At 68.7% G+C, this 24,537-nt stretch carries 24 protein-coding genes; 3 read left to right on the forward strand and 21 right to left on the reverse strand.

Going from position 1 to position 24,537, the window contains the following annotated elements:
* Positions 1-3: 3 nt before the first annotated feature.
* Genes ACN675_RS14465 through ACN675_RS14480 form a run of 4 tightly spaced genes read right to left on the reverse strand, consistent with a single transcriptional unit; the run spans position 4 to position 3,843 of the window.
* On the reverse strand, positions 4-786 hold the full coding sequence (locus tag ACN675_RS14465) for a siderophore-interacting protein (protein WP_420751499.1): 783 nt from the start codon (positions 784-786) through the stop codon (positions 4-6).
* A 41-nt stretch (positions 787-827) separates the two neighbouring features.
* On the reverse strand, positions 828-1,982 hold the full coding sequence (gene dprA / locus ACN675_RS14470) for a DNA-processing protein DprA (RefSeq protein WP_420751500.1): 1,155 nt from the start codon (positions 1,980-1,982) through the stop codon (positions 828-830).
* Complete coding sequence (locus tag ACN675_RS14475) at positions 1,979-3,487, reverse strand: YifB family Mg chelatase-like AAA ATPase (RefSeq protein ID WP_420751501.1); 1,509 nt, start codon at positions 3,485-3,487, stop codon at positions 1,979-1,981. The genes dprA and ACN675_RS14475 overlap by 4 nt, the downstream gene beginning before the upstream one ends.
* Positions 3,487-3,843, reverse strand: a complete 357-nt coding sequence (locus tag ACN675_RS14480; RefSeq protein WP_420751502.1) for a YraN family protein — start codon at positions 3,841-3,843, stop codon at positions 3,487-3,489. Before ACN675_RS14480 ends, ACN675_RS14475 begins: the two co-directional genes overlap by 1 nt.
* 202 nt (positions 3,844-4,045) lie before the next feature.
* On the opposite strand from ACN675_RS14480, the gene ACN675_RS14485 reads away from it, so the two are divergent.
* Positions 4,046-4,456: a nitroreductase/quinone reductase family protein gene (locus ACN675_RS14485; RefSeq protein ID WP_420751503.1), complete on the forward strand. Its 411-nt coding sequence runs from the start codon at positions 4,046-4,048 to the stop codon at positions 4,454-4,456.
* Here ACN675_RS14485 and ACN675_RS14490 read toward each other — a convergent pair.
* Entirely contained in the window at positions 4,431-5,531 is a 1,101-nt protein-coding gene (locus ACN675_RS14490; RefSeq protein WP_420751504.1) for a dihydrodipicolinate reductase, read from the reverse strand. The two genes, ACN675_RS14485 and ACN675_RS14490, sit on opposite strands and share 26 nt — an antisense overlap.
* 347 nt (positions 5,532-5,878) lie before the next feature.
* Here ACN675_RS14490 and ACN675_RS14495 point away from each other — a divergent pair, with 347 nt between their 5' ends.
* Positions 5,879-6,403, forward strand: coding sequence for a nuclear transport factor 2 family protein (locus tag ACN675_RS14495; protein ID WP_420751505.1), 525 nt, complete (start codon positions 5,879-5,881; stop codon positions 6,401-6,403).
* Positions 6,404-6,613: 210 nt separating this feature from the next.
* Here ACN675_RS14495 and ACN675_RS14500 read toward each other — a convergent pair whose 3' ends face one another.
* The 7 genes from ACN675_RS14500 to ACN675_RS14530 form a co-directional block, all read right to left on the reverse strand.
* Complete coding sequence (locus ACN675_RS14500) at positions 6,614-8,125, reverse strand: DUF222 domain-containing protein (protein ID WP_420751506.1); 1,512 nt, start codon at positions 8,123-8,125, stop codon at positions 6,614-6,616.
* 55 nt (positions 8,126-8,180) lie between these two features.
* Positions 8,181-8,495 (reverse strand): DUF2469 domain-containing protein, encoded by a 315-nt coding sequence (locus ACN675_RS14505; RefSeq protein ID WP_068160521.1) that lies wholly within the window; start codon positions 8,493-8,495, stop codon positions 8,181-8,183.
* 37 nt (positions 8,496-8,532) lie between these two features.
* On the reverse strand, positions 8,533-9,231 hold the full coding sequence (locus ACN675_RS14510) for a ribonuclease HII (RefSeq protein ID WP_420751507.1): 699 nt from the start codon (positions 9,229-9,231) through the stop codon (positions 8,533-8,535).
* Between the two features lie 2 nt (positions 9,232-9,233).
* Positions 9,234-9,971, reverse strand: a complete 738-nt coding sequence (gene lepB, locus ACN675_RS14515; RefSeq protein WP_420751521.1) for a signal peptidase I — start codon at positions 9,969-9,971, stop codon at positions 9,234-9,236.
* 199 nt (positions 9,972-10,170) lie between these two features.
* Positions 10,171-10,512, reverse strand: coding sequence for a 50S ribosomal protein L19 (gene rplS, locus ACN675_RS14520; RefSeq protein WP_197251248.1), 342 nt, complete (start codon positions 10,510-10,512; stop codon positions 10,171-10,173).
* Positions 10,513-10,596: 84 nt separating this feature from the next.
* A complete protein-coding gene (locus ACN675_RS14525; RefSeq protein ID WP_420751508.1) occupies positions 10,597-11,502 on the reverse strand; it encodes a hypothetical protein in 906 nt (301 codons plus the stop codon).
* A gap of 83 nt (positions 11,503-11,585) precedes the next feature.
* Entirely contained in the window at positions 11,586-13,976 is a 2,391-nt protein-coding gene (locus ACN675_RS14530) for a Tex family protein (protein WP_420751509.1), read from the reverse strand.
* 82 nt (positions 13,977-14,058) lie between these two features.
* On the opposite strand from ACN675_RS14530, the gene ACN675_RS14535 reads away from it, so the two are divergent.
* Entirely contained in the window at positions 14,059-15,051 is a 993-nt protein-coding gene (locus ACN675_RS14535) for a serine hydrolase (protein WP_420751510.1), read from the forward strand.
* 63 nt (positions 15,052-15,114) lie between these two features.
* Here ACN675_RS14535 and trmD read toward each other — a convergent pair whose 3' ends face one another.
* From trmD to ftsY, 9 genes are all read right to left on the reverse strand, one after another.
* Positions 15,115-15,828: a tRNA (guanosine(37)-N1)-methyltransferase TrmD gene (trmD, locus tag ACN675_RS14540; RefSeq protein WP_420751511.1), complete on the reverse strand. Its 714-nt coding sequence runs from the start codon at positions 15,826-15,828 to the stop codon at positions 15,115-15,117.
* Between the two features lie 4 nt (positions 15,829-15,832).
* Positions 15,833-16,417 carry a ribosome maturation factor RimM gene (gene rimM / locus ACN675_RS14545; RefSeq protein ID WP_420751512.1) on the reverse strand — a complete coding sequence of 195 codons (585 nt, stop codon included), beginning with the start codon at positions 16,415-16,417 and terminating at the stop codon, positions 15,833-15,835.
* 10 nt (positions 16,418-16,427) lie between these two features.
* The gene (locus ACN675_RS14550; protein WP_068160502.1) at positions 16,428-16,670 is read right to left on the reverse strand and encodes an RNA-binding protein; all 243 of its coding nucleotides are present in this window, start codon (positions 16,668-16,670) and stop codon (positions 16,428-16,430) included.
* Positions 16,670-17,125: a 30S ribosomal protein S16 gene (gene rpsP, locus ACN675_RS14555; protein WP_197256133.1), complete on the reverse strand. Its 456-nt coding sequence runs from the start codon at positions 17,123-17,125 to the stop codon at positions 16,670-16,672. The genes ACN675_RS14550 and rpsP overlap by 1 nt, the downstream gene beginning before the upstream one ends.
* A gap of 208 nt (positions 17,126-17,333) precedes the next feature.
* Complete coding sequence (ffh, locus tag ACN675_RS14560) at positions 17,334-18,920, reverse strand: signal recognition particle protein (RefSeq protein ID WP_420751513.1); 1,587 nt, start codon at positions 18,918-18,920, stop codon at positions 17,334-17,336.
* 95 nt (positions 18,921-19,015) lie between these two features.
* Positions 19,016-21,541, reverse strand: a complete 2,526-nt coding sequence (locus ACN675_RS14565) for a [protein-PII] uridylyltransferase (protein ID WP_420751514.1) — start codon at positions 21,539-21,541, stop codon at positions 19,016-19,018.
* On the reverse strand, positions 21,531-21,869 hold the full coding sequence (locus ACN675_RS14570) for a P-II family nitrogen regulator (protein WP_068160495.1): 339 nt from the start codon (positions 21,867-21,869) through the stop codon (positions 21,531-21,533). Before ACN675_RS14570 ends, ACN675_RS14565 begins: the two co-directional genes overlap by 11 nt.
* A gap of 49 nt (positions 21,870-21,918) precedes the next feature.
* Positions 21,919-23,226: an ammonium transporter gene (locus tag ACN675_RS14575; RefSeq protein ID WP_420751515.1), complete on the reverse strand. Its 1,308-nt coding sequence runs from the start codon at positions 23,224-23,226 to the stop codon at positions 21,919-21,921.
* Between the two features lie 274 nt (positions 23,227-23,500).
* On the reverse strand, positions 23,501-24,537 hold a 1,037-nt coding region (gene ftsY, locus ACN675_RS14580; RefSeq protein WP_420751516.1), incomplete at its 5' end, for a signal recognition particle-docking protein FtsY.

Consider the following 24,537-nt stretch of genomic DNA (forward strand, 5'->3'; position numbering starts at 1 on the left):
ACCTCAGACTGCTTCGCTCGCAGCCAGTTCACGCTTCCATTCGCGGAACGTCTCCTCGGTCCGGCCGCGCTTCCAGTAGCCGGAGATCGACGCGCGGGCCGCGGGGACGCCGCGTTCCTTGCGGATGTACGGGCGCAGATGGTGCATCACGGTCTCGGCCTCGCCGTGCACGAATGCGTGCACCTCACCGGGCAGCCACTGCGCACCGGTCACCGCGGCGACCAGCGGCGCGTTCGCTCCCGCACGGTCCTCGCCGACGGATCCCGCGTCGGTTCCGCGGTGCAGCCAGGTGATCGCGACACCGGTCGGAGCGGTCAACCGGATCTCGTCGTCGGCACCGGCGACTTCGATGAACACCCGGCCGGTCGCGTCGGGCGCGAGGGATTCGAGCGCGGCCGCGATCGCGGGGATCGCGGTTTCGTCGCCGGCGAGCAGGTGCCAGTCGGCGTCCGGGTCGGGACGGTAGGCGCCGCCCGGCCCCCGGACGACGACGGTGTCACCAGGTTGCGCCGACACCGCCCAGGGTCCGGCGACGCCCTGATCTCCGTGCACGACGAAGTCGATCGCGATCTCGCGACGCTCGGTGTCGACGGATCGCACCGTGTAGGTGCGCACGACGGGACCGTCCGCGGACTCGAGTTCGATCTTCACGTAGGAGTCGGTGAAGACGCTCGGTTCGAACTGCGCGAATCCCGGACCGCCGAAGTACACCCGGGTCAGATGGTCGGACAGTCGTTCGGTCCGCACCACGGTCAGTTCCGTCGATTTCGGTGCCTTTCGGGCCACCTGCCACCTCCAATAATCAGGGTTACCTAACTCGGTCGACCCTACATGCCGACCGGCTCGTCCTGGGTCGTGCCGCGACGCGACCAGCCCGTGTCGTCGCGCGAGACCAGCCCGGCCATCTCGAGCATCGGCAACGCCGCACGCACCCGGTCGACGTCCAGACCGGCCGACTCGGACAGTTCCGCGACCGTGCACGGCCCGACCGCGGGAAACGCCTCGTACACCAGTTCCATGTCCCCGGAAAGACCGTCCAGCGCACGGTGCCACGACGCGTCCCCGTCGTCGGCGACACCGATCGGACCGGCCGCCTCGACCACCTCGCGGGCGTTCCCCACCAGCGTCGCCTCCCCTTCCCGGATCATCCGATGGCAGCCCTGCGAGGCCGCCGACGTGACCGGGCCCGGCACCGCCAGCACCGGACGCCCGAGCCGCCGCGCCCACGACGCGGTGTTCCGGGCTCCGCTGCGCCAACCGGCTTCGACGACCACGACCGCGCTGCTCGCCCCCGCGACCAACCGGTTGCGCGCCAGGAACCGGTATCGGGCAGGTGTGGTGCCGGGCGGATACTCGCTGACCACCGCCCCCTGCTCGGCGATCCTGCGCAGCATCACCGTGTGCGCGGACGGATACGCCCGGTCCACGCCACACGCGAGCACCGCGACGGTCGTGCCACCGACTCCGAGCGCCGCGCGGTGCGCCGCTGCATCGACACCGAACGCCGCACCCGACACCACAGTCCAGCCGTCGACGGCGAGATCACCGGCGATCTCGGCCGTGACATGTTCTCCGTAGCCGCTCGCCGCGCGCGTACCGACGACCGCAACCGCGCGCTCGAACAGTTCGTCGAGCGGACGGTTACCCAGCACCCACAACGCCAACGGGCCGGCGTCGGAGTCGGCGCCACCGGTCAGGGCGTCGAACGACAAGAATTGCCACGCAGGCCATTCCGCGTCGTCCGGCGTGACGAGCCGCCCCCCGAGCCGGGCCACCATCTCGAGATCCGCGCCGGCGGTGTCCAAGTGCGCCCGCGCCCGGGTTCGCCGGGAGATCCCCGCCCCGCGCGTGCCGTCGCGTACTGCGTCGGCGATCGCTTCGGGTCCGTGCTCCGCGATCGCATCCGTGAGCCGCCGCGACGCTCCCTGCGCCACCGTCGACAGATAGGCCCACGCGAGCCGGCGCGGGTCCGGGGCGCTCATGCGACGCCCCTGTCCCGGAAGTCGAGTGCCGCCGCGACTTCCGTCTCCCCCGGTCTGTCGAGTCCGGCGAGATCTCCGACGGTCCAGGCAACTCTGATCGCCCGGTCCGCCCCGCGTGCGGTGATCGCACCCTTTCGCAGTGCCCATTCCACGGGTTTGAGCGCCGCCGGTGACAAGCGGAATTTCTGTCGCAGCGCGGGTCCGGGAACCTCGGCGTTGGTGGACCAGCCGAACTCCGACCATCTCTCGGCGGCGGCCGCGCGCGCCCGCGCGACGCGGGTGCGGACGTCCTCGGTGCTCTCTCCCGTATCACCCATCAGTGCGCTCGTCGCCACGGATTCCATCCGCACCCGCAGATCGACGCGATCGAGCAGCGGCCCGGACAACTTGCCCAGATAGCGGCGACGCGCGGTCGGGGCGCACACGCAATCGGCATCGCGCGGCGGTGCGCACGGGCACGGGTTCGCGGCGAGGATCAGCTGGAATCTCGCCGGATAGCGGGCGACTCCGTCGCGCCGCGCGATCCGCACCTCCCCGTCTTCGAGCGGGGTGCGGAGCGCTTCGAGCGTCTTGAGTCCCATCTCGGCGACCTCGTCGAGAAACAACACACCGCGGTGCGCCCGGCTCACCGCGCCGGGCTTCGCCATGCCGGTGCCGCCACCGATGAGGGAACTGACCGATGCGGTGTGGTGCGGAGCGATGAACGGTGGGTCCAGCACCAGGGGCCGATCCGGACTGAGCGTGCCGGCGACCGAGTGAATCGCGGTGACCTCGAGTGCGTGCTCCTCGGACAGGATCGGCAGGATACCCGGAAGGCGCTGGGCCAGCATTGTTTTCCCGATCCCGGGTGGCCCGGTGAGCATGAGGTGATGCGCTCCCGCGGCGGCGACCTCGATGGCGCGCCGCGCCTCGAGCTGCCCGACCACCTCGCTCAGATCCGCCCGCACCGGACGCTCCGGGACCGGGTTCGCGTCGGGACGATGCAGCGGCCCGTCCCCACGCAGCCACAACACCACCTCGGTGAGAGTGTCGGCGCCGAACACGTCGATACCGTTCACCAGACCGGCCTCGGCCATCGTCGCCGTGGGCACGACGATGCGCGCCCATCCCCCGCGGGCAGCTGCCAGGACCGCGGGCAGCACCCCGCGGACCGGACGGATCCGTCCGTCGAGCGCGAGTTCCCCGATCAGGATCGTCTTCGTCAGTACTTCCAGCGGAAGCGCTTTCGCCGCATTGAGCACGGCACAGGCGAGAGCGAGGTCGTACACGCTGCCAACCTTCGGTAGCGTCGCCGGCGACAGTGCCAGCACCACCTTCGAATCCGGCCACTCCCCACCGGAATTCGTCACTGCCGCACGCACGCGGTCGCGCGATTCCTGCAGTGCCGCATCCGGCAGTCCGACCATCTTCACGCCGGGCAGCCCCCGGCCGATGTCGGCTTCGATCTCCACGACCTGGCCGTCGACACCGGTGACGGCGACCGAGAATGCTCGTCCCAGCGCCATCACAGCACCTGCTTCAGGTGCGTTATCTTCGGGGCGTCCGGGTCGTCGACCAGGACGGTGACGACGTCGACGCGGATGCGGCGCCACCGCGTTTCCTGCTCGGCCAGCCACAGGCCGGCGAGGCGCCGGATCCGGTCGGCCTTCTCCGGGGTCACCGCCTCGGCGGGACTGCCGTAGCCGAGACCCGTGCGCGTCTTGACCTCGACGAACACGAGCACCGCCCCGTCCCGGGCGACGAGATCGAGTTCACCGTAGCGGCAACGCCAATTGCGTTCGAGCACAACCATTCCGACGGATTCGAGAAATTCGGCGGCCAGGTCCTCCCCGCGCGCCCCCAACTGCTGATTGCGTCCCATCCCTGCTCCTCCCCTACGTGGTCTCCACTGTGCGGAAACAGAAGGCGACGCAGAACCCGGGAAACCGAATTCGAAGAAATCTGTGGATGAATCACCCGCCTGTGGACAACCAGGTCCACGGAGCACGGTCGGCGCGGAATTTGTCGGGTGCGGCGTGTATGGACACCCGGAGATTTCCCGGCCGACGACCTACGATCGGCATATGAGCGGTCTCCACCGGTCGGTGCGGAACTTCCGGCGGCAATGCGACGACTGGATGCACAAGCATGTCGCGAATCCGGTCGCCGCCCGCCTTCCTCGGCAGACGCTTCTCGAAACCGTCGGGCGGCGCAGCAGCGCGGTCCGGCGAACGCCTGTCGGCGGCCACATCGTCGGCAACGAGTTCTGGATGGTGTCGAACCACGGAACCAGCTCCGATTACGTACGCAATCTGATCGCCGAACCCAGGGTGCGAGTCCGCTACCGCGGCCGATGGCACACCGGCACCGCGCATCTCGTGCCCGACGACGACGTCAGGAAGCGCCTCGCGACCATGCCGAAGTTCAACGCGATGTTCGTCCGAACCTTCGGGACGGAGAACACGACGATCAGGGTCGATCTCGACGACCGGTGACCGTCGGCAACGACGGCTCAGCTCGGCCCGCGAGCAGGTCCGGGTGAGCCCGCCCGGCAACCGGGGGCAGGTCGAGGCACGTGCGGATGCCCGGTTCGGCAGCGACGACATACGGGATCGAGTTGACGCAGTGGTTGGCAGTGGCGACGATGCCCGGATTCCGCCGGAGTCCTTCGGCGACACTCGCCGGCTGCCAGCCGTGGATCGTCACGAACGTGTCCGGGTCGCCCTTCACCTCGATCTCGTAGCGTTCGCCGCCCGGGCCGAATTCCCAGGCCGGTTCCAGGTTCTTCTCGCCCATCAGCCAGTTGACGGCGATGCGGACGACCACCCGGTCACCGACGACCGCGTCCCAGCTGAACCGCTGGGCGGCGACGCTGCCGGCGTCGATCACTCCCAGCGGTGAGTCGATCGGGGCGGTCGCGACGGCGATCTCGTGGGAGGAGCGGATCTGCGCGTCGGCGATACCGAGGGTGTCCAGACACATGCGCACCGACTGCCGATAGCCTCCGGACAGGACCTTCAGCATCGGGCTCTTGCGGGCTTCGTCGGGTGTGCCACCGAATCCCATGACCCAGCGGAGCACATCCGGGGCGTTGTAGGTGCGCATGTCCGAGAACTCCTCGGACCGCACGTACGTGACGGCAGACGTCATCGCCGACAGCACGAGCGGATGCAGCTCCGTCGTGCCGCCGGGGTTGATGCCGGTCCCGTGCAGCGAGACACCACCGTCGAGGCATGCCTGCTCCAGCGCGGTGTCCCGCTCGCTCGGGTAGAACCAGCCGACGGGTGTGACGACGTTCTTGCCGGAGCGCAGGATTCGCGCGACCTCGTCGGGATCCGGGACGAGCGGTGCGTACACGACGGCGTCGGCGTCCAGGGCGAGAATGTCCTCGACCTCGTTCGTGGCGACGACACCGAGCGGGTCGATACCGAGGATCTCCCCGACGTCCTTACCGGCCTTGTCCGCCGAATGCACATAGCAACCGGCAAGTTCGAGTTCGGGATGCTGCCGCACCGCTTCGATCGCGGCCTTGCCCACACCCCCGGTGGCCCATTGAACGACACGCAGCATCGACGCCTCCCCCATCGCGAAGTGAGAGTGGCTCTCCCACCGGGAGGAACGATATGGGCAGCAAGCGTTCATATCCAGCCTCCGACATGTCGAGTCGAGCACCGTTGTCCGTCGGACGGTACGACGCCATCCCTGTCGTGGCGAGTGCCCGAGTCGGCCGGCAACCCACCCGTAGTGCCTCCTGGTGTGTGAGACTCTGTTTCGAATGTTCGGAAGATAGCGCCAGAGGTCTCGTCGTGCTGTCGACAGCAGGTCGAGGGGCGCGTGAATGTTTCGATGGGACACCGACATCGCATTCTTCGTCGGTCGACGTCCGATGGGCCTGCCGCACCGACTGAGAGGACGATATGGACAGCGCAGTTCACGTCGAATCGGGGCCGGATCACGACGACCTGCATTATCTGCGCGAGTTGGAGGCGATAAAGCAGCTCAAGGCGCGCTACTGTCGACTCCTTGACGCCAAGGACTGGTCGGAATGGCGCACCGTCTTCACCGACGACGCCGTCAACGACACGTCCGAAGTCGGTGGGAAGAAGATCACCGGCGCCGACGAGATCGTAGCGTTCCTCGAAGCCACCCTCGGCAAAACCTCCCAGCCCACCGTGCACCACGTGCACAACCCCGAAATCGAACTCACCTCCGCCACCACCGCGACGGGAGTATGGGCGATGCAAGATGTCGTACGGCTGAAGCCCGGACTCAATCTCCTGGGATACGGGCACTACTTCGAGACCTACGAGAAGGTCGATGGCACCTGGTACATCAAGGCGCTGAAACTCACGCGGCTGCGCGTTGACTTCTTCAACCCGCTGATCTCACTCCGTATGCCTACCTGGCTGAATACCATCGCAGCACGGAGAGCGGGGCGATGACCGACACCGTCCTGGTCACCGGAGCTTTCGGCCAAGTCGGAGAACGCTGCGTGGAGAAAACGCTGCGTGGAGAGTTTGGCTGTCGCGTGGTCGAACTGTCATCGCCACCGATCTACGCACCGAAACCATCGCCGCGACCCGAAAGTTGGCCATCTCGCCCTCGATGGTGACGTTCGGAAACCAGAGTTCCTGGCAATACCCCGCGCGCTGCTACGGCACCTCGCCGCCACTGGCATCCGCGACCGGTTCCCGCATCCACCGCTGTCGGTGCTCGCGCAGTTCGGTTTCGCGGCGGGCACGGTAGTGCGCCAACGCCACCGACAGCAGATCACCGAGATGATGACGGTGGTTGACCCGCGGTCTCTGCTCGGGGTCGATGTGCGGCGGCGGAATCCATTCCGTACGGCCCGGGTGCTCGGAGTTTGCCGGTGCGACGCGGGTTTCCCAGCCGCCGGGCCCGTCGTGCACCAGCGCGTGGCAGGCGTCGCACGCCAGGTCCTCGTTGCCGATGTCGGTGAGCCCGCCGTCTCGCCACTCTCTGATGTGATGCACCGCCGTCAATGTGGCCGGCGCATCGCAACCCGGCCGGGTACAACCACCCGAGGCGGCGATCAACGCCAGCCGCTGATCCGCCGACGCCAAACGCTTCGCGCGGCCGAGGTGCAGCGGCCGGCCGTGGTGATCGAAGATCGCCAGCACCGGATGCGCGCGTTCTGCCATGCGCAGCGCGTCGCGGATCGGCACCAACCCACCGGAAGCGGTGGTCACGACGCCGGTCGCTTCCTCGAGCTGTTTCACGCCCATGGTCAGGATCGCCGTCACCGGCAACCCCCGATGGCTGCCCAGCACCCCCGACGACAAGATCTGCCGCAGGGCGACCTTCAGCGCGTCGTGGTTGCGCTGCACCACCGTTCTCGTGTCGCGGGCCGCGGCCTTGGCCAGCGCATCCCGGTCGAGGGTCCCGGATTCGACATCACCGGACGGTGATTCGGGATCGTCCGGATTGTTCATGCCCGGCCGGGCGAGTTTCGCCAGCACCGGTTCGAGCAGCGCCCGGGTCTCGGGATCGATCAGCCCGGAGATCGGGGTCATGAGATCGACACCCTGCTTGCCGATCCGCAGACCCCGGCGCCGTGTGCGTTCCTTCTCGTCCGGCACGTCCCCGTCCGGGTTCAGGTACGCGAGCAGATGCGCACCGAGTTTCACCAGATCGTCGGGGGTGACCGAACACGCCGCATCCGCCAGGATCTTCTCCGCGACGGTGATCTCGTCGAACCCGACCCCGTGCGGCACCTTCCGCATCACCTTCGCCACCGCCGCGACATGCTCCGGCCCGATCGCACCGGAACGCGCCGCGACTGCCGTGGCGGGCAGTTCGGGTTCGAGGTCCTCACCGTCGAGGCAATGCCAGGTGCCGACCTTCTTGGCGCCCTTGACCCGCCGCGCCGCATCCGCGGCGGAGATCCGCAGGGTGCCGACCAGAAAGTCGTTGACCGAGCGGCAGCCGAGATGGCCCGGGATCATGCGTTCGGTGGTCTCGACGATCAGGCGGTGCCCGACCGCGGAGGCCTTGCGCAGGGAGGTTTCCAGGCGTTGCAGGACGGCGACGATGTCGTCGTCCGACAGACCCGACAGGTCGTCACCGAGCAGGCCGTCGACCGCGGTGTCGAGGGCGGACAGCCGCGCCTCGACCACCGCACCCCCCACCCGGTTCGAAAGCATGTTCGAACCATAGCGAGGGGCACCGACAGAATTCGATCAGTGCGTTGCGCCGGCCTCAGCCCAGCTTGTCGGGCAGCCGCAGCTCCGGCTTGTCCAGCTCCTCGATGTTGACGTCCTTGAACGTGATGACCCGGACGTGCTTGACGAAGCGAGCGGGGCGGTACATGTCCCACACCCACGCATCCGACATACGCACTTCGAAATAGACTTCGCCACCGACGTTCTGCGGGATCAGCTCGACGGCGTTCGCCAGGTAGAAGCGACGCTCGGTCTCCACCACGTAGGCGAACTGACCGACGATGTCCCGGTACTCCCGGTAAAGCGAGAGTTCCATCTCGGTTTCGTACTTCTCGAGATCCTCGGCACTCATCGGTCTCGGTGTCCTCCCGTTCTGGTGTGTCCTGCCATCATCCCGCATCCGCCTCGTCGGAATCGAATCCCCGGGCATTCTCCCGCGCGCCGACAACCGCCCGGACGTTCGCCCAGGACCGTCGATGCTCGCGGCTCGGCCCCAGTTCGCGCAACGCAGCCATGTGAAATGCGGTGCCGTAGCCCTTGTGGACGGCGAATCCGTAGCCGGGCAGTTCGCCGTCGAGTTCGATCATCATCCGGTCACGGGTGACCTTCGCGAGGACACTCGCCGCGGCGATGCAGGCCGCGGCGCCGTCCCCCCCGATCACCGGCAGCGACGCCGCCGGGAGGCCCGGCACCCGGAAACCGTCGGTGAGGACGTACCCGAGCGGGGTCGCCAGTCCCGCGACCGCGCGGCGCATGCCCTCGATGTTCGCGACGTGCACGCCGATGGCGTCGACCTCCGCCGCGGGAACCACGACGACACTGGACGCCACCGCACGACGCTGGATGATCGGGAACAGTTCCTCGCGCGCCTTCTCGGTGAGCTTCTTCGAGTCGTCGAGCCGCGCGAGCGACGGATGCGGTTTCGGTCCGAGGACACAGGCCGCGATGACCAGCGGGCCGGCGCACGCGCCGCGACCGGCCTCGTCGACGCCGGCGACGGGTCCGAGACCGCAGCGGGTCAGCGTCGATTCCATCGTCCACAGACCCGAGGACCGGCGGACGACGGGGCGAGGTGGCCAACCGTTCACGATTACTGGATCTCCGGTGAGTCGATCATGCCCCAGCGACCGGGCGGCAGCACGATCATGCGGGCCTTGCCGATCACATTGTCCAACGGAATGGTGCCCTGGCTCTCGTCTCCGACGTGCCAGCGCGAATCCGCGGAGTTGCTGCGGTTGTCGCCCATCACCCACACGTGGCCCTCGGGAACGGTGACCGGGCCGAAGCAGCGCCCGGACTTCAACTCGGTCTCGCACGTGAGCACGCCCGGGGTGAACGGGAAGTCCATCTTGACGTAGGGCTCGTCGAGCGGCTTGCCGTCGACGAGGACCCGGCCCTGGTCGTCGCAGCATTCGACGGTCTGTCCGCCGACGGCGATGACCCGCTTGACGAGGTCGTTCTCGTCCGGCGGGACCAGGCCGACCAGCGAACCGACCTCCTGGATCCCGCGGATGACGACGTTGTCCGAGCGCGTCGACTTGTATCCGGTGGACCACGAATCCGGGCCCTTGAAGACGATGACGTCGCCGGGCCGCGGATCCCCTAATCGGTAGCTGATCTTCTCGACGACGATGCGGTCGCCGGTACACCCCGTGCAGCCGTGCAGGGTGGGTTCCATCGACTCCGAGGGGATCAGGTAGACCCGCGCGATGAATGTCTGGAGAAGGAAACTCAGGACGAGTGCGACGACGATCAGCAGTGGCAGTTCGCGCCAGAACGACTTCTGCTTCTTGGTTTCCCCCGAATCCTTCCGCTCTCGGGAACCGATGGTCTCCCGATCCCCGGATCCCCGATGGGCGAGGCGGTCCTGCGACTCCGGCACTGCCGGATCCTGCGGTGTATCTGCCACCGGATCAGACTAGCCTCTGGGCTTCACTCGACTGCGCGGACACCACACACGCCACGAAGCCCGGTCCGGGTACTTCCGGACCGGGCTTCGCGTGAACCGTGGGATCAGGCGTGAGCGCTCAGCGCTTTTCCTTGATCTTGGCGGCCTTGCCGCGCAGGTCGCGCAGGTAGTACAGCTTGGCGCGACGCACGTCACCTCGGGTGACGACCTCGATCTTGGCGAGGTTGGGGCTGTGGACCGGGAAGGTCCGCTCGACGCCGACGCCGAACGACACCTTGCGAACGGTGAAGGTCTCGCGGACACCGCCGCCCTGACGCCGGATCACGACGCCCTTGAAGACCTGCACGCGCTCCTTCGAGCCCTCGATAACCTTGACGTGCACGTTCAGCGTGTCACCGGGACGGAACTCCGGGATGTCGTCGCGCAGGGACTTGGCGTCCAGAAAGTCCAGGGTGTTCATCGGTTGTTCATCCTCTTGTTCGCTCGAGCAGAGGAACCGAGCGGCGGCCGCCTTCAGGCGGCGCTCGACTGGTTCGTACCCAGGTCAGGTAGGCGTGCCCGATCCGGGCAACCCGTCAATTGTGCCAGATGCAGCGCCGGTCGATGAAATCGGAGGGGGTGCGGCGTGCACGGTGCGGTCGAGTTCGGCTTCCGCGGCGACCCGCGAATGCTCCACGCTGTCCCGCACCGTGTCGAGCGTGGGCTGCCCGGCGACGAGGTCCTGCACGAAGATCTTCGCCCGGATCATCGGCCGGCGGTAGCGGCGTTCACGGGCGATCGAGCGGCGCATCTTGCGAGGCTTGCCCTGATACCGCCACCGCGCCCACGGAGCCCCCGGCCGCGACAGGCGGATCGCACCGATGAGCAGCAACGGTAGGAAGAACAGGCCGACCAGCCCCGTCCAGATCTTGCCCTTGAGGAGCACGATCGCTGCGAGCCCGAGGTTGATCAGCGCCGATACGATGATGCCCGCCCGGACAACCCACGAGGTGCTCTCGTTGAAGTCGGTGACGTCGGCCAGCTCCAAGGGCTGCACGCCCAGCAGCACGAGACCGGTCACGGCCAGCGCGACGAACACGGCGTCGACCGAGACCCGCCCCTCCTCCTCCCAGTAGACGTCGTTCAGGTAGAAGATCAGCGCGAACTCGTCGAGGGTCAGGGCGGTGCCGATCCCGAAGAACGTCGCCAGCGCGGCACCGGTGACCTGGCTCCCGTTCTCGTAGACGGCGATGAGCGCACCGCCGGAGATCACCATGGTGACCACACCGAAGACGACGTGGTGCACGTGCTGACCACCCGGTGTGATGTTCCCGGGCCACCAGCGCACCTGGGCGCGGATCAGTCGCACGCTGAGCCGGATGAACAGGAACGCGGCGAGGAACCCCAGGAGGAAGAAGAGCAGGGGCAGCCGCCCTCTGTCGATGATCTCGTGCCGGAGCCATTCGCTCATGGAGCCACCCTCGACCGCATGAGTCCCAGCATGTCAGGCCGGGGCCGCGCCGGTGACCCGACACGAACCCCGGCCCGTCGGATTTACTTCCCGAATCCGGCGCGGCGCAGTGCGTCGGCCATCGACCCCGAAGCGGGCGCCGAGTCGGAGCGGCGGTCCCGCGACCCCTGCCGTCCACCGCCCTGCCGGCCGCCACCCGGATTCCCGCCGCCCTGCCGCGGGTTGCGGCGCTGCTGACCACCGGGGCGGGCTCCGCCGCGCGCGGACGGGGCCGCACCGCCGTTGCCGTCGCCGGCGGGGATCTCGTCGTCGAGGCGCAGCGTCAGGCTGATGCGCTGGCGCGGCACGTCCACATCGAGCACCTTGACCTTGACGACCTCACCGGACTTGACGACGTCGTGCGGATTCTTGACGAAGCTGCGCGACATCGCCGACACGTGCACCAGGCCGTCCTGGTGGACGCCGACGTCGACGAAGGCACCGAACGCGGCGACGTTGGTGACCACGCCCTCGAGCACCATGCCCGGCTTCAGATCGGCGACCTTCTCGATGCCGGCCGCGAAGGTCGCGGTCTTGAACTCCGGCCGCGGGTCGCGGCCGGGCTTCTCGAGTTCGGCGATGATGTCGGTGACGGTGGGCAGGCCGAATCGGTCGTCGACGAACTCGGCGGGCCGCACCCCGCGCAGCGCCGTGGTGTTGCCGATCAGTTCCCGCACGGTGCTGCCGGTGCGCTCGACGATGCGCCGCACCACCGGGTAGGCCTCGGGGTGCACCGCGGAACTGTCGAGCGGGTCGTCGCCGTTGGGGATGCGCAGGAAGCCCGCGCACTGCTCGAACGCCTTCGGGCCGAGCCGCGCCACATCCTTGAGGGCCGAACGGGTGCGGAACGGGCCGTTCTGGTCGCGGTGCGCGACGATGCTCTCGGCGAGGGACCCCGAGATGCCCGACACACGCGCGAGCAGCGGCACCGACGCGGTGTTCACGTCCACACCCACGGCGTTCACCGCGTCCTCGACGACCGCGCCGAGCGAACGCGCCAGCAGGGTCTCGGACACGTCGTGCTGGTACTGGCCGACGCCGATCGACTTCGGGTCGATCTTCACGAGTTCGGCGAGCGGGTCCTGCAGCCGCCGGGCGATGGACACCGCACCCCGGATGGACACGTCCAGGTCCGGCAGTTCCTGCGAGGCGTAGGCGGACGCCGAGTACACGGACGCGCCGGCCTCGGACACGACGATCTTCGTCAGGTTCGTCGCACCGGACTTCGCGATCAGCTCGGTGGCGAGGGCGTCCGTCTCGCGGGACGCGGTCCCGTTGCCGATCGCGACGAGTTCGACGCCGTGCTTCGCGACCAGACCCGCGAGCGTCGCGAGCGCCTGATCCCACTTGTTGTGCGGCTGGTGCGGATAGATCGTCGCGTGGTCGACGACCTTGCCGGTGGCGTCGACGACCGCGACCTTCGTGCCGGTCCGGAAACCGGGGTCCAGGCCCATCGTGGGGCGAGTACCCGCGGGTGCGGCGAGCAGCAGGTCGCGCAGGTTCGCGGCGAACACGTCGACGGCGTCCTGCTCGGCGGACTGCCGCAGCCGCATCCTCGTGTCGAGACCGAGGGAGACGAGCAGTTTGGTGCGCCACGCCCAGCGCACGGTGTCGAGCAACCACTTGTCGGCGGCGCGGCCCTGGTCGGCGATGCCGAACCGGGCGGCGATGCGGCCCTCGAAGTAGGTGCGCTCCCCCGGCTGCGGATCGTCGCTGTCCGGTTCGAGGGTGAGGCTCAGCACCTCTTCCTTCTCGCCGCGCAGCACCGCGAGGATGCGGTGCGACGGCAGATCCGTGAACGGCTCGGAGAACTCGAAGTAGTCGGCGAACTTCGCGCCCTCGGTCTCCTTGCCCGGGCGCACCGCCGAGACCAGCCGGCCACGCGACCACATCGCCTCGCGCAGTTCCCCGACCAGGTCGGCGTCCTCGGCGAACCGTTCGACGAGGATGGCGCGGGCGCCGTCGAGTTGTTCGGCCGTGTACTGCGCGGGATCGGTCGTCGGGTCCCCGATGAGCGCGTCGGCGACCGGTTCGTGCCCCGCTTCCCGCGCGATCTGCGCCTTGGTGCGCCGCTTGGGCTTGAACGGCAGGTAGATGTCCTCGAGCCGCGCCTTGGTGTCGGCGAGCATGATCTGTCCGCGCAGGTGGTCGTCGAGCTTGCCCTGGCCCTCGATCGATTCGAGGATCGCTGCGCGCCGCTCGTCGAGTTCGCGCAGGTAGCGCAACCGTTCGTCGAGCTGCCGAAGCTGAGCGTCGTCGAGGGCTCCGGTCACTTCCTTGCGGTACCGGGCGATGAACGGCACCGTGGCTCCGCCGTCGAGCAGGTCGACCGCTGCGGCCACCTGATTCTCCCGGACGTCGAGTTCCTCGGCGAGGCGCTGGTTAACGGTCTTGAGAGCAGTCGTCACGACGTCGAACCCTACCGCTATCCTCATCGCGTCATCCTCGTGCGACGCGCGAGGAAAACTGGATACCGGAGACGTCGGCGTCGCCGCACAATGGGAGTAGGAGCACCTGATGTCCGGGCCTCGGGGCAGACGCCGATCGATCGTCTCGTTGCTGTTCGCGGCAGCGACCGCGGTGGCCTGCGGCTCGGTGTCCTCCGATTCCGAGGTTCTCATGGTCGGGGTCACTGCTCCGCACCCGACGGTGGAGTTCCTTCCCGTGCCCGCCCCCGAGGTTCCCTACACGATGAAGGTGCAGGCGCTGACCGACCGCGTGGTCGCCGCAGCTGCCCTGGCCGAGGCCCAGCGGGGTGCGCGGGTTACGGTCGCGCTGCTCGATCGCGAAACCGGGTCGCGCACGGTGGCCGGCGCGGACGAACCGATCGAGACGGCGTCGGTGGTCAAGCTGTTCATCGCCGACGACCTGCTGTTCCGTGCGGGTACCAGCGAGATCGCGCTGGGCGAGGGTGAATACGACGAGATCGCGGCCATGCTGTCGCGCTCGGACGATTCCGCGGCGAACGATCTGTGGTCGCGCTACGGCGGCAGCGAGATCGTCGATCGGGTCGTCCATCGGCACGGCCTCACCGACACCAGCGCCCCCTACGACGGAAACTGGTGGAACACCGTCACCACAGCGTCCGATCTGCTCACCTGGTACGACGCCGTGCTGGGCGGCACCTCGGGTCTGGACGAGCGCGGCACCGCGACGCTCGTGGGCCATCTGCTCGACTTCGAGCCCGCCGGTTCCGACGGATACGACCAGCGTTTCGGACTGCCCGACGGGTTGCCCGACGCGACCGAGCTGGGCGTCAAGCAGGGCTGGATGTGCTGCGTGGACGGCAACTGGATCCACCTGTCGACCGGATTCTTCGGCGACGACCACCGTTACGTGGTCGCGGTCCTGTCCCGCGAGAAGGTGCACTACGACGATCCCGACCTTGCGGAGTGGACGCCGTTGCCGGACACTGCGCTGGTCGATGTCACCGACGATGCGAGCGCGGCGCACGCGCGTGACACGGTGACCCTGGTGGTCCAGGAAGCGTTCGGGAAGCCGACGCATTGATGCGTGCGATCCGGCCCTCGTTCGAGAGCCCCTCGCCCGAGACCTACCGAGCGGGAAGCGGACTCACTCGCCCGGCGTGTCCGGCAGCAGGTCGGGCCGGCGTTCGCGGGTGCGGATCAGGGACTGTTCGCGGCGCCATTGCGCGACTTTGGCGTGGTCGCCGGACATGAGCACGGGCGGCACGTCGAGACCGCGCCAGCTCGCGGGGCGCGTGTAGCTCGGTCCTTCGAGCAGGCCGTCGGAGAACGAATCCTCTTGGTGCGACTGCTGATTGCCGAGCACACCGGGCAGCAGCCGGACGACCGCCTCGACCATGACGAGGACCGCGACCTCCCCGCCGATGAGCACGTAGTCGCCGATGCTGACCTCTTCGACGCGCACGCGCCGCGCGGCGTCGTCGAACACCCGCTGATCGATGCCCTCGTAGCGGCCGCACGCGAACACGATCCGCTTCTCACCGGACCAGCGGTGCGCGGTTTCCTGGGTGAACGGCACTCCGGCCGGGGTGGGGACGACGAGCAGCACGTCGGGGTCGGGTTCGCCGTCCGGTCCGGCGAGGACGTCGTCGAGCGCCGGTCCCCACACGGTCGGCTTCATCACCATGCCGGGTCCACCGCCGTACGGGGAGTCGTCGACGGCCTTGTGCACGTCGTGGGTCCAGTCGCGCAGGTTGTGGACGCCGACGGAGATCAGGCCCTTGTCCATGGCTTTACCGAGCAGCGCCGCGCGCAACGGCTCGAGATACTCGGGGAAGATGGTGACGACATCGAGTCGCACGGAACTACTTGTCTCCCTTGTCTTTTCCACGAGACGGGGGCTCGCCGAAGTCGGGGTCGAGCAGCCCGTCGGGCGGGTCGATCTCGATGATGCCGGTGGAGATCGAGACGGTCGGCACGATCGCCGTCACGAACGGGATCAACAGCTCGCCGCGATCCGAGCCGGCCGGCCGGATCGCGAGCAGTTCGCCCGCAGCGGTGTGCAGCACCTCGCGGACGGTACCGACCTCGGTGCCGGCGTCGGGCCGCCCTTCGACGATCCGGACGGTGAGCCCTTCGAGTTCGTGGTCGTAGAACTCGTCGGGATCGTCGCTCGGCGGCAGGTCGGAGCTGTCGACGACGAACAGCGTGCCGCGGAGGGCATCGGCGGCGTTGCGGTCGGCGACCTGACGCAGACGCAGCAGAAGCCGCCCGGAGTGTTCCCGGGCGGCTTCCACCGTGTACGTGTGCAGGGTCTGCTCGCGGGGCTTGCGGCCACGCAGCTCGGCGCCGACGGCGAAACGCTCCTCGGGTTCGTCGGTGCGAACCTCGACGACCACTTCACCCTTGATGCCGTGCGACTTGACCACACGGCCCACGACGAGCTCCACTGCCGCTCGCCTACTGGTCGGTGTCGACGACGTCGACGCGGATTCCGCGACCACCGATGCCGGTGACGAGGGTCCGCAGTGCGGTCGCGGTGCGCCCACCGCGACCGATCACCTTGCCGAGATCGTCGGGGTGCACGTGCACCTCGACGGTGCGCCCCCGACGGCCGGTGATCAGCTCGACCCGCACGTCGTCGGGGTTGGCGACGATCCCACGAACGAGATGCTCGACGGCATCGGCGACAACGGCACTCATTACTCGGCAGCCTCGGTGGACTCGGCGTCGGCGGCCTCGGCGGGAGCCTCGGCAGCCTCGTCCTTGGCGGCCTTCTTCTTCTTGGGCGTGATGGCCTCGGCGGCGGGCTCGTTCTCGGCCTGCGCGAGCGCGGCCTGGAACAGCTCGAGCTTGGTCGGCTTCGCCTCCGCCTTCTTCAGGGTGCCCTCGGCGCCCGGCAGGCCCTTGAACTTCTGCCAGTCACCGGTGATCTTGAGGAGGTTCAGGACGGGCTCGGTCGGCTGCGCGCCGACACCCAGCCAGTACTGCGCACGCTCGGAGTCGACCTCGATCAGCGAGGGCTCTTCCTTCGGGTGGTACTTGCCGATCGTCTCGATGGCCCGGCCGTTGCGGCGGGTACGCGAGTCCGCGACCACGATGCGGTACTGGGGGTTGCGGATCTTGCCGAGGCGGGTGAGCTTGATCTTGACAGCCACTGCTGTTTTCCCTTCGAGCGCGCGAACGCGCATGTCACGTGCAATTCGGACGACGCGCCCTTCTGGCACGCCCGGTTTTGCCTCTAACCTGTGACCGCCGCGCGGTACGGAACCGGATGCGACGACAGCGAACCATTCTGCCAGATCCCACCCCGCCCGGACGAATCCGGCATCGAGGTGGGATCGGCAGCCCGGTTCTTCGGCGGAACTAGTTCTTCGGCAGCTTCAGTTTCGACAGGTCGAAGCCCTCGAGGCCCGGGGGCAGTTCGTCGAGACCCTTCGGCATGTTGGACAGATCCGGGAAACCGGCCGGCATGCCGCCGCCCGCACCCGGGAACCCGGCCGGGAGCCCGCCGGGGAATCCGCCCTTGATCTTCGGCGGGGTCGGTCCGCGACCGCCCTTCTTGCCCTTCTTGCCCTTCTTGTTGCTGCGCTGGTTCTTGCGGGCGCCGGGCATGCCCATGCGGCCGGCCATCGCCGCCATCATCTTGCGGGCTTCGAAGAACCGGTCGACGAGCTGATTGACGTCGGAGACCTTCACGCCCGAACCGTTCGCGATGCGCAGCCGCCGGGAGGCGTTGATGATCTTCGGATCGGCGCGTTCCTCCGGGGTCATGCCGCGGATGATCGCCTGGATGCGGTCGAGCTGCTTCTCGTCGACGTTGGCGAGCGCGTCCTTCATTTGCCCGGCGCCGGGCAGCATGCCCAGCAGGTTCGCGATCGGGCCCATCTTGCGCACGGCCATCATCTGCTCGAGGAAGTCCTCGAGGGTGAGTTCCCCGGAGCCGATCTTGGACGCGGTCTTCTCGGCCTGCTCGGCGTCGAAGACCTGCTCGGCCTGCTCGATGAGGGTGAGCACGTCGCCCATACCGAGGATGCGGCTGGCCATGCGCTCGGGATGGAAGACGTCGAAGTCCTCGAGCTTCTCGCCGGTGGACGCGAACAGGATCGGCTGCCCGGTCAGCTCGCGCACGCTCAGCGCCGCACCACCGCGGGCGTCACCGTCGAGCTTGGTGAGGACGACGCCGGTGAACCCGACCCCGGCGCGGAACGCCTCGGCGGTGCTCACCGCGTCCTGGCCGATCATCGCGTCGAGCACGAACAGGGTCTCGTCCGGCTGCACGGCATCGCGGATGTTCGCGGCCTGCGCCATCAGTTCCTCGTCGATGCCGAGGCGGCCGGCGGTGTCGACGATGACCACGTCGTACTGCTTGTTGCGGGCTTCCTCGACGCCGGACTTCGCGACGGCGACCGGGTCGGCGGCGGACACGCCGAGTTCGTTCTCGCCACCACCGATCGAGGTCCCCGGGTGCGGCGCGAACACGGTCACTCCGGCGCGCTCACCGACGATCTGGAGCTGGCTGACGGCACCGGGGCGCTGCAGGTCGCACGCGACCAGCATCGGGGTGTGTCCCTGGCCCTTGAGCCAGGCCGCGAGCTTGCCGGCGAGCGTGGTCTTACCGGCACCCTGCAGACCGGCGAGCATGATCACCGTCGGCGGGTTCTTCGCGAGCCGCAGGCGGCGGGTCTCGCCGCCGAGGATCCCGACGAGTTCCTCGTTGACGATCTTGACGACCTGCTGGGCGGGGTTCAGCGCGCCGTGCACCTCGGCACCCTTGGCGCGCTGCTTGATCTTCGCGATGAACGCGCGCACCACGGGCAGCGCGACGTCGGCCTCGAGCAGGGCGAGACGGATCTCGCGGCACGTGGCGTCGATGTCGGCATCGGAGAGGCGCCCCTTGCCGCGCAGGTCCTTCAGGACCCCGGTCAACCTGTCGGAAAGGGATTCGAACACCGAATGCGCTCCTGGGTTCTGCGAAAGACGGACAGTGCTGCGATCCAGGGTAGCCGCTCGCCGCGATCGTGACGTCACGGCGGGCGGCTACCCGGTCAGGCGGTCGCCTCGGGTTTCTTCGGTTCGACGCCCGGCACCACCGCGAGCACGGCCTGCTCGAGCTGCTCCCGGGTGGCCCGGGTGTCGGTCCCGGTGAGGTCGATGCAGAACGCATCGACGACCGCTGTGCCGAGGGTCGTGACCCGCGCCCACCGCACGTCGGCACCGACCGACTCGAACGCCTCGGCGAGCCGGCACAGCAGCCCGAGACGGTCCTCGGCGCGCAGCTCGAGGATGACCTGTCCGGGATCGGGAGCGTCGAACCAGATCACGCGTGGCGGTGCCAGCGCGTACACGACCGGCACGGCCCGTTCGGGCTGTTCCGGCAGTTGCGCTTCCCGCGCGGCCTGTTCCTTCGCGTCCAGCGCCGCCGGCAGATCCAGGTCGCCGCCGCGTGCGCGGATCAGTTCCTGCCGGAGCAACCCGGCCTCGGGCGGCGTTCCGAACCGGGGGGCCACCACGAAACTGTTCACGGCGCTACCGGCGTGGCTGCCGAGCGAAGCGGACAGCACCCGCAACCCGTGCAGCGCCAGCACGCCCGCCGCGTCCGCGAGCAGCCCCGGTTCGTCCGGCGCCACCACCGACACGGTGTACGAGTGCGGACCCTCGCCGGGCTGCAATGTCACGTGCACACCGCCGTCGGCGGCGAGCTGCGCGAGCTCCGGATCGATCGGGTCGGGGGTGGGCAACTCCTCCCCCGCCATCACCATCCGGCAGCGCCGGACCAGTTCCCGGATCAGCGAGGCCTTCCAGTCACCCCACACCCCCGGACCGGTGGCCAGCGAATCGGCCTCGGCGAGGGCGTGCAGCAGTTCCAGCAGCACCGGGTCGCCGTCGAGTGCGTCGACGACGGACTGCACGGTCGCCGGATCGTCGAGGTCGCGGCGCGTCGCGGTGTGCGGCAGCAGCAGGTGGTGCCGCACCATCGCGGTGAGCAGCGCGAGATCCGACGGCCACAGTCCCATCCGGCGCCCGATCTGCGTCGCCAGCTCGGCGCCGACGATGCTGTGGTCGCCGCCGCGGCCCTTGCCGATGTCGTGCAACAGGGCGCCGAGCACCAGCAGGTCGGGTCGTGCGACCCGGGTCGTGAGCCCGCCCGCGTACACCGCCGTTTCCACCAGATGCCGGTCCACCGTCCAGGTGTGCACCGCGTCGCGCGGGGGCAGATCGCGCACCGCACCCCATTCCGGCAGGAGCCTGCCCCACAGCCCGGTGCGGTCGAGGGACTCGATGACGTCGACGGCACGCCGGCCGGAACCGAGCAGAACCAGCAGGTCGTTGAACGCCGACCGCGGCCACGGTTCGCGCAGCTCCGGGGCGTTGTCGGCGAGCCGGTTCAGCGTCGAGGCGGAGATCGGCAGCCCGGCCTGCGCGGCCGCGGCCGCGACCCGGGTGATCAGGCCCGGATCCTTCCGGGGATGCGCATCGCGGGCGAGCGCGACCTCCCCCGCGTGCTCGACGACACCCTCGTCGAGCGGGCGCCGCACCGGGAGCCGGCGCAGCCTCGACAGTCCGCGCCGCGGCAGGGCGTTGCCCGCGGTGCGGATCCCGACCTCGACGGAGTAGCTGACGGTCCGCGCGGACTCGGTGAGCATCCGGGCCAGATCGAAGCGGTCGCCGATGCGCAGCGCGGCACCGATCTCGTCGGCGTCCTGGGCGCGGAGCTGGTCGCGGGCGCGTCCCGCGACGCGATGCAGCTCGGTGCGCACGTCGAGCAACCGGCGGTGCGCCGCGGCGAGTCCGCCGCCGGGCACGTCCGGCCCCAACCCCGGCATGCCGTCGGTGAGCTGCGCGACGGACAGGGCATTGAGCAACTGCACGTCCCGCAACCCTCCTCGGCCGCTCTTGAGGTCCGGTTCGGCGCGGTGCGCGATCTGCCCACTGCGCTGCCAGCGTGTCTCGGTGAGTTCGATGAGTTCGTCGAAGCGTGCTCGGATCCCGGTCCGCCACTGCCTGCGCACCCCGCCGATCAGCAGGTTGCTCAGCTCGATGTCCCCGGCGATGTGCCGGGCCTCGAGCATGCCCAGGGCAGCGGTCACGTCGGACGCCGCGACCTGCAACGCCTGCGGGACGGTGCGAACACTGTGGTCGAGTTTGATGTGGGCGTCCCACAACGGGTACCAGAGCCGGTCCGCGATGTCGGACACCACGGCCGGTTCCATGTCGTCGTGCAACAGGATGAGGTCGAGATCGGAGTACGGCAGCATCTCGCGACGGCCCAGACCGCCGACGGCGACGATCGCGAAACCGCAGTCGGGGACGATCCCGACCTCGGAGCCTTTCGTGGTGAGCCAGAATTCGTGCAGGTCCACCAGCGCGTGCCGCAGCGCAGCCGAATCGAGGCGGCGGTTGCGGACACCACCGGCGAGCAGTTGATCGCGGGCGATGGCCAGGTCGGCGGCGGCACCGCCCGCGGTGGCGAGGGACGCGTCCGGCCCGGAGGACACGGGCGGCCCCGATCCCGCTGCTCGTGCAGCGGGATCGGGGCCGCGCGTTCCGGACCCCTTGGGGTCAGAGTGCATCCGTGCCTCGTTCTCCGGTACGAACTCGGATCACCGACTCGACGGGGGTGACCCAGACCTTGCCGTCACCGATCTTCCCGGTCCGCGAGGCCTCGACGATCGTCTCGACCACCTTGTCCACGGCGGCGTCGTCGACGACGACCTCGACGCGCACCTTGGGCACGAAGTCGACCGAGTACTCGGCTCCGCGGTAGACCTCCGTGTGACCCTTCTGGCGTCCGTATCCCTGGACCTCGCTGACGGTCATGCCAAGCACGCCCGCCTGCTCGAGACCCGCCTTCACGTCTTCGAGGGTGAACGGTTTGACAATTGCCGTGATCAGCTTCATTTCCTCATCCTTCCCAAGTCTGCCGTGCCGCTACGTTCGTCTTCTTATCTCACCTGAGCGCCGAGACGAAGTCGTATGCGGATTCCGCGTGCTCCGACTCGTCGATACCGCGCGCCTCTTCCTCCGGCGACACACGCCAGCCGAGCGGCTTGAGCGCGAACGCGATCACGGCGGTGACAATCGCGGTGAACACCACGGCGACCAGGGCGATCACGATCTGCACGACCAGCTGCTTGTAGTCGCCGCCGTAGAACAGGCCGGTGTCGGTGGCCAGGAAACCGATCGCGATGGTGCCCCAGAGACCGGAAACCAGGTGCACGCCGACGACGTCGAGCGAGTCGTCGTAACCGAACTTGAACTTCAGGCCGACCGCGAGGGCGGACAGCACACCGGCGACGACACCGAGGGCGATGGAGCCGACCGGGCTCAGCGCGCCGGCCGCGGGGGTGATGGCGACGAGACCGGCGACAGCACCGGAGGCGGCACCGAGGCTGGTGGCCTTGCCGTCCCGGATGCGCTCGGTCAGGAGCCAGCCGAGGATCGCGGAAGCGGTCGCGGTGGTCGTGTTGACCCAGGCCAGGCCGGCGATACCGTCGGCGGCGAACGCGGAGCCGGCGTTGAAGCCGAACCATCCGAACCACAGGAGCGCGGCACCGAGCATCACGAACGGCAGGTTGTGCGGACGCATCGCAACCGTGCCGAAGCCGACGCGCTTGCCGATGACCAGGGCGAGAACCAGGGCGGCCATACCGGCGTTGATGTGGACGACGGTGCCACCGGCGAAGTCGATCGGTGCAACTGCGGCGGTCAGACCGCCCTCACCGTCGTCGACGGTGCCGAACAGCTTCGCGGCGATGCCGTCCTCGGAGCCGGACAGAAGACCGCCACCCCACACCATGTGGGCGAGCGGGAAGTAGGCGAAGGTCACCCACAGGCCGGCGAAGACCATCCACGTCCCGAACTTCACGCGCTCGGCGAGGGCGCCGGAGATCAGCGCGGTGGTGATGATCGCGAACGTGACCTGGAAGCCGATGTCGATGATCTGCGGGTAGTTGCCCAGGCCGGGGAGGAATCCACCCTCCTCGTCGTAGATCGCGCCCTGGAGACCGAAGAATTCGAACGGGTTGGCGAAGATGCCGCCGACACTCTCGGTGCCGTAGGACATCGACCAGCCCCACAGAACGTAGATCACGCCGATCACAGCCATGGCGCCGAACGACATCATCATCATGTTCAGCACCGACTTGGCGCGCGACATGCCGCCGTAGAAGAACGCCAAGCCCGGTGTCATCAGCAGCACCAGCGAGGCCGCCATCAGCATCCATGCTGCGTCGCCGGTGTTCACCACTTCCTCCACTTGCAACCTCCCTAGATACCGCGCCGGTCAGCGCGTGATTGAGGAAAGCTTGCTGCCGAGATGTTTCCGTGGAAGCGCCGTGTTGTTTCTACGAAGTGAACGGGATCCCGCTTCGTGTTTCTTCTCTGTTTCCCGGTTTGCGTTCTTCGCCCGAAGCGTCCGAAAAATGGGAAAAACCGCGCGGCACGTGTCCCTCGCACCCCTGCCGGAGATACGGGTCGTGTCGTCGCGCGGCTTCCCTCTCACCGTCGACTGCGACGAGCGGGCGCGCCGCTCAGCCGAGCAGAGCGTCCACGAACGCGCCCGGCTCGAACGGCGCCAGGTCGTCGGCGCCCTCCCCGAGACCCACGAGCTTCACCGGCACACCCAGTTCGTGCTGGACCTGGAAGACGATGCCACCCTTGGCGGTCCCGTCGAGTTTCGTCAGGACGACACCGGTGATGTCGACGACCTCCGCGAACACGCGGGCCTGTGTGAGCCCGTTCTGGCCGATCGTCGCGTCGAGCACGAGCAGAACCTCGTCGACCGCGGCCTTCTTCTCGACGACCCGCTTCACCTTGCCGAGTTCGTCCATCAGACCGGTCTTGGTGTGGAGTCGGCCGGCGGTGTCGATGAGCACGGCGTCGACCCCGTTCTCGATGCCGCGGGCGACGGAATCGAACGCGACGGCCGCGGGGTCACCGGCCTCCTTGCCGCGCACCACCTCGGCGCCGACGCGCTCGGCCCAGGTCTGCAGCTGATCGGCGGCGGCGGCACGGAACGTGTCGGCGGCACCGAGGAGCACGCGGCGCCCGTCGGCGACGAGCACGCGCGCCAGCTTGCCCGTCGTGGTGGTCTTGCCGGTGCCGTTGACACCGACAACCAGCAGGATAGACGGGTGATCGTCGTGCGGCAGCGCCCGGATGGACCGGTCCAGCTCGGGGTGCAGTTCGTCGACGAGTACGTCACGCAGGACCGCGCGCGCGTCGGCCTCGGTGCGCACGTTGCGCGCGGCCATCTCGTGGCGCAGCCGCTCGACGATCTTGGTGGTGGTAGCGGCACCGAGGTCTGCGATGAGGAGGGTGTCCTCGATCTCCTCCCACGAGTCCTCGTCCAGGTCGCCGCCGCCGAGCAGGCCGAGCAGGCTCTTGCCCATCGCCGACTGGGACCGGGCCAGCCGGCCGCGCAGCCGGTCGAGACGACCGGCGGTCGGAGCGATCTCCTCGATCGCGGGTGCGGGGGCGGTCTCCGGCGCGGCGGTCTCCGGCGCGGCCACGACCTCCGGCTCGATCACCTCGGGCTCGGGCGTAACCACTTCCGGCTCCGGCGCGG

The sequence above is a fragment of the Rhodococcus sp. O3 genome (assembly GCF_048897285.1).
GTDB lineage: Bacteria > Actinomycetota > Actinomycetes > Mycobacteriales > Mycobacteriaceae > Rhodococcus.

Coding starts and splice junctions, on each gene's coding strand:
- dprA (WP_420751500.1), bottom strand. CDS start 1,982: ATGAGCGCCCCGGACCCGCGCCGGCTCGCGTGGGCCTATCTGTCGACG.
- ACN675_RS14475 (WP_420751501.1), bottom strand. CDS start 3,487: ATGGCGCTGGGACGAGCATTCTCGGTCGCCGTCACCGGTGTCGACGGC.
- ACN675_RS14480 (WP_420751502.1), bottom strand. CDS start 3,843: ATGGGACGCAATCAGCAGTTGGGGGCGCGCGGGGAGGACCTGGCCGCC.
- ACN675_RS14485 (WP_420751503.1), top strand. CDS start 4,046: ATGAGCGGTCTCCACCGGTCGGTGCGGAACTTCCGGCGGCAATGCGAC.
- ACN675_RS14490 (WP_420751504.1), bottom strand. CDS start 5,531: ATGCTGCGTGTCGTTCAATGGGCCACCGGGGGTGTGGGCAAGGCCGCG.
- ACN675_RS14495 (WP_420751505.1), top strand. CDS start 5,879: ATGGACAGCGCAGTTCACGTCGAATCGGGGCCGGATCACGACGACCTG.
- ACN675_RS14500 (WP_420751506.1), bottom strand. CDS start 8,125: ATGCTTTCGAACCGGGTGGGGGGTGCGGTGGTCGAGGCGCGGCTGTCC.
- ACN675_RS14505 (WP_068160521.1), bottom strand. CDS start 8,495: ATGAGTGCCGAGGATCTCGAGAAGTACGAAACCGAGATGGAACTCTCG.
- rplS (WP_197251248.1), bottom strand. CDS start 10,512: ATGAACACCCTGGACTTTCTGGACGCCAAGTCCCTGCGCGACGACATC.
- ACN675_RS14525 (WP_420751508.1), bottom strand. CDS start 11,502: ATGAGCGAATGGCTCCGGCACGAGATCATCGACAGAGGGCGGCTGCCC.
- ACN675_RS14530 (WP_420751509.1), bottom strand. CDS start 13,976: ATGAGGATAGCGGTAGGGTTCGACGTCGTGACGACTGCTCTCAAGACC.
- ACN675_RS14535 (WP_420751510.1), top strand. CDS start 14,059: ATGTCCGGGCCTCGGGGCAGACGCCGATCGATCGTCTCGTTGCTGTTC.
- ACN675_RS14550 (WP_068160502.1), bottom strand. CDS start 16,670: ATGAGTGCCGTTGTCGCCGATGCCGTCGAGCATCTCGTTCGTGGGATC.
- ACN675_RS14565 (WP_420751514.1), bottom strand. CDS start 21,541: ATGCACTCTGACCCCAAGGGGTCCGGAACGCGCGGCCCCGATCCCGCT.
- ACN675_RS14570 (WP_068160495.1), bottom strand. CDS start 21,869: ATGAAGCTGATCACGGCAATTGTCAAACCGTTCACCCTCGAAGACGTG.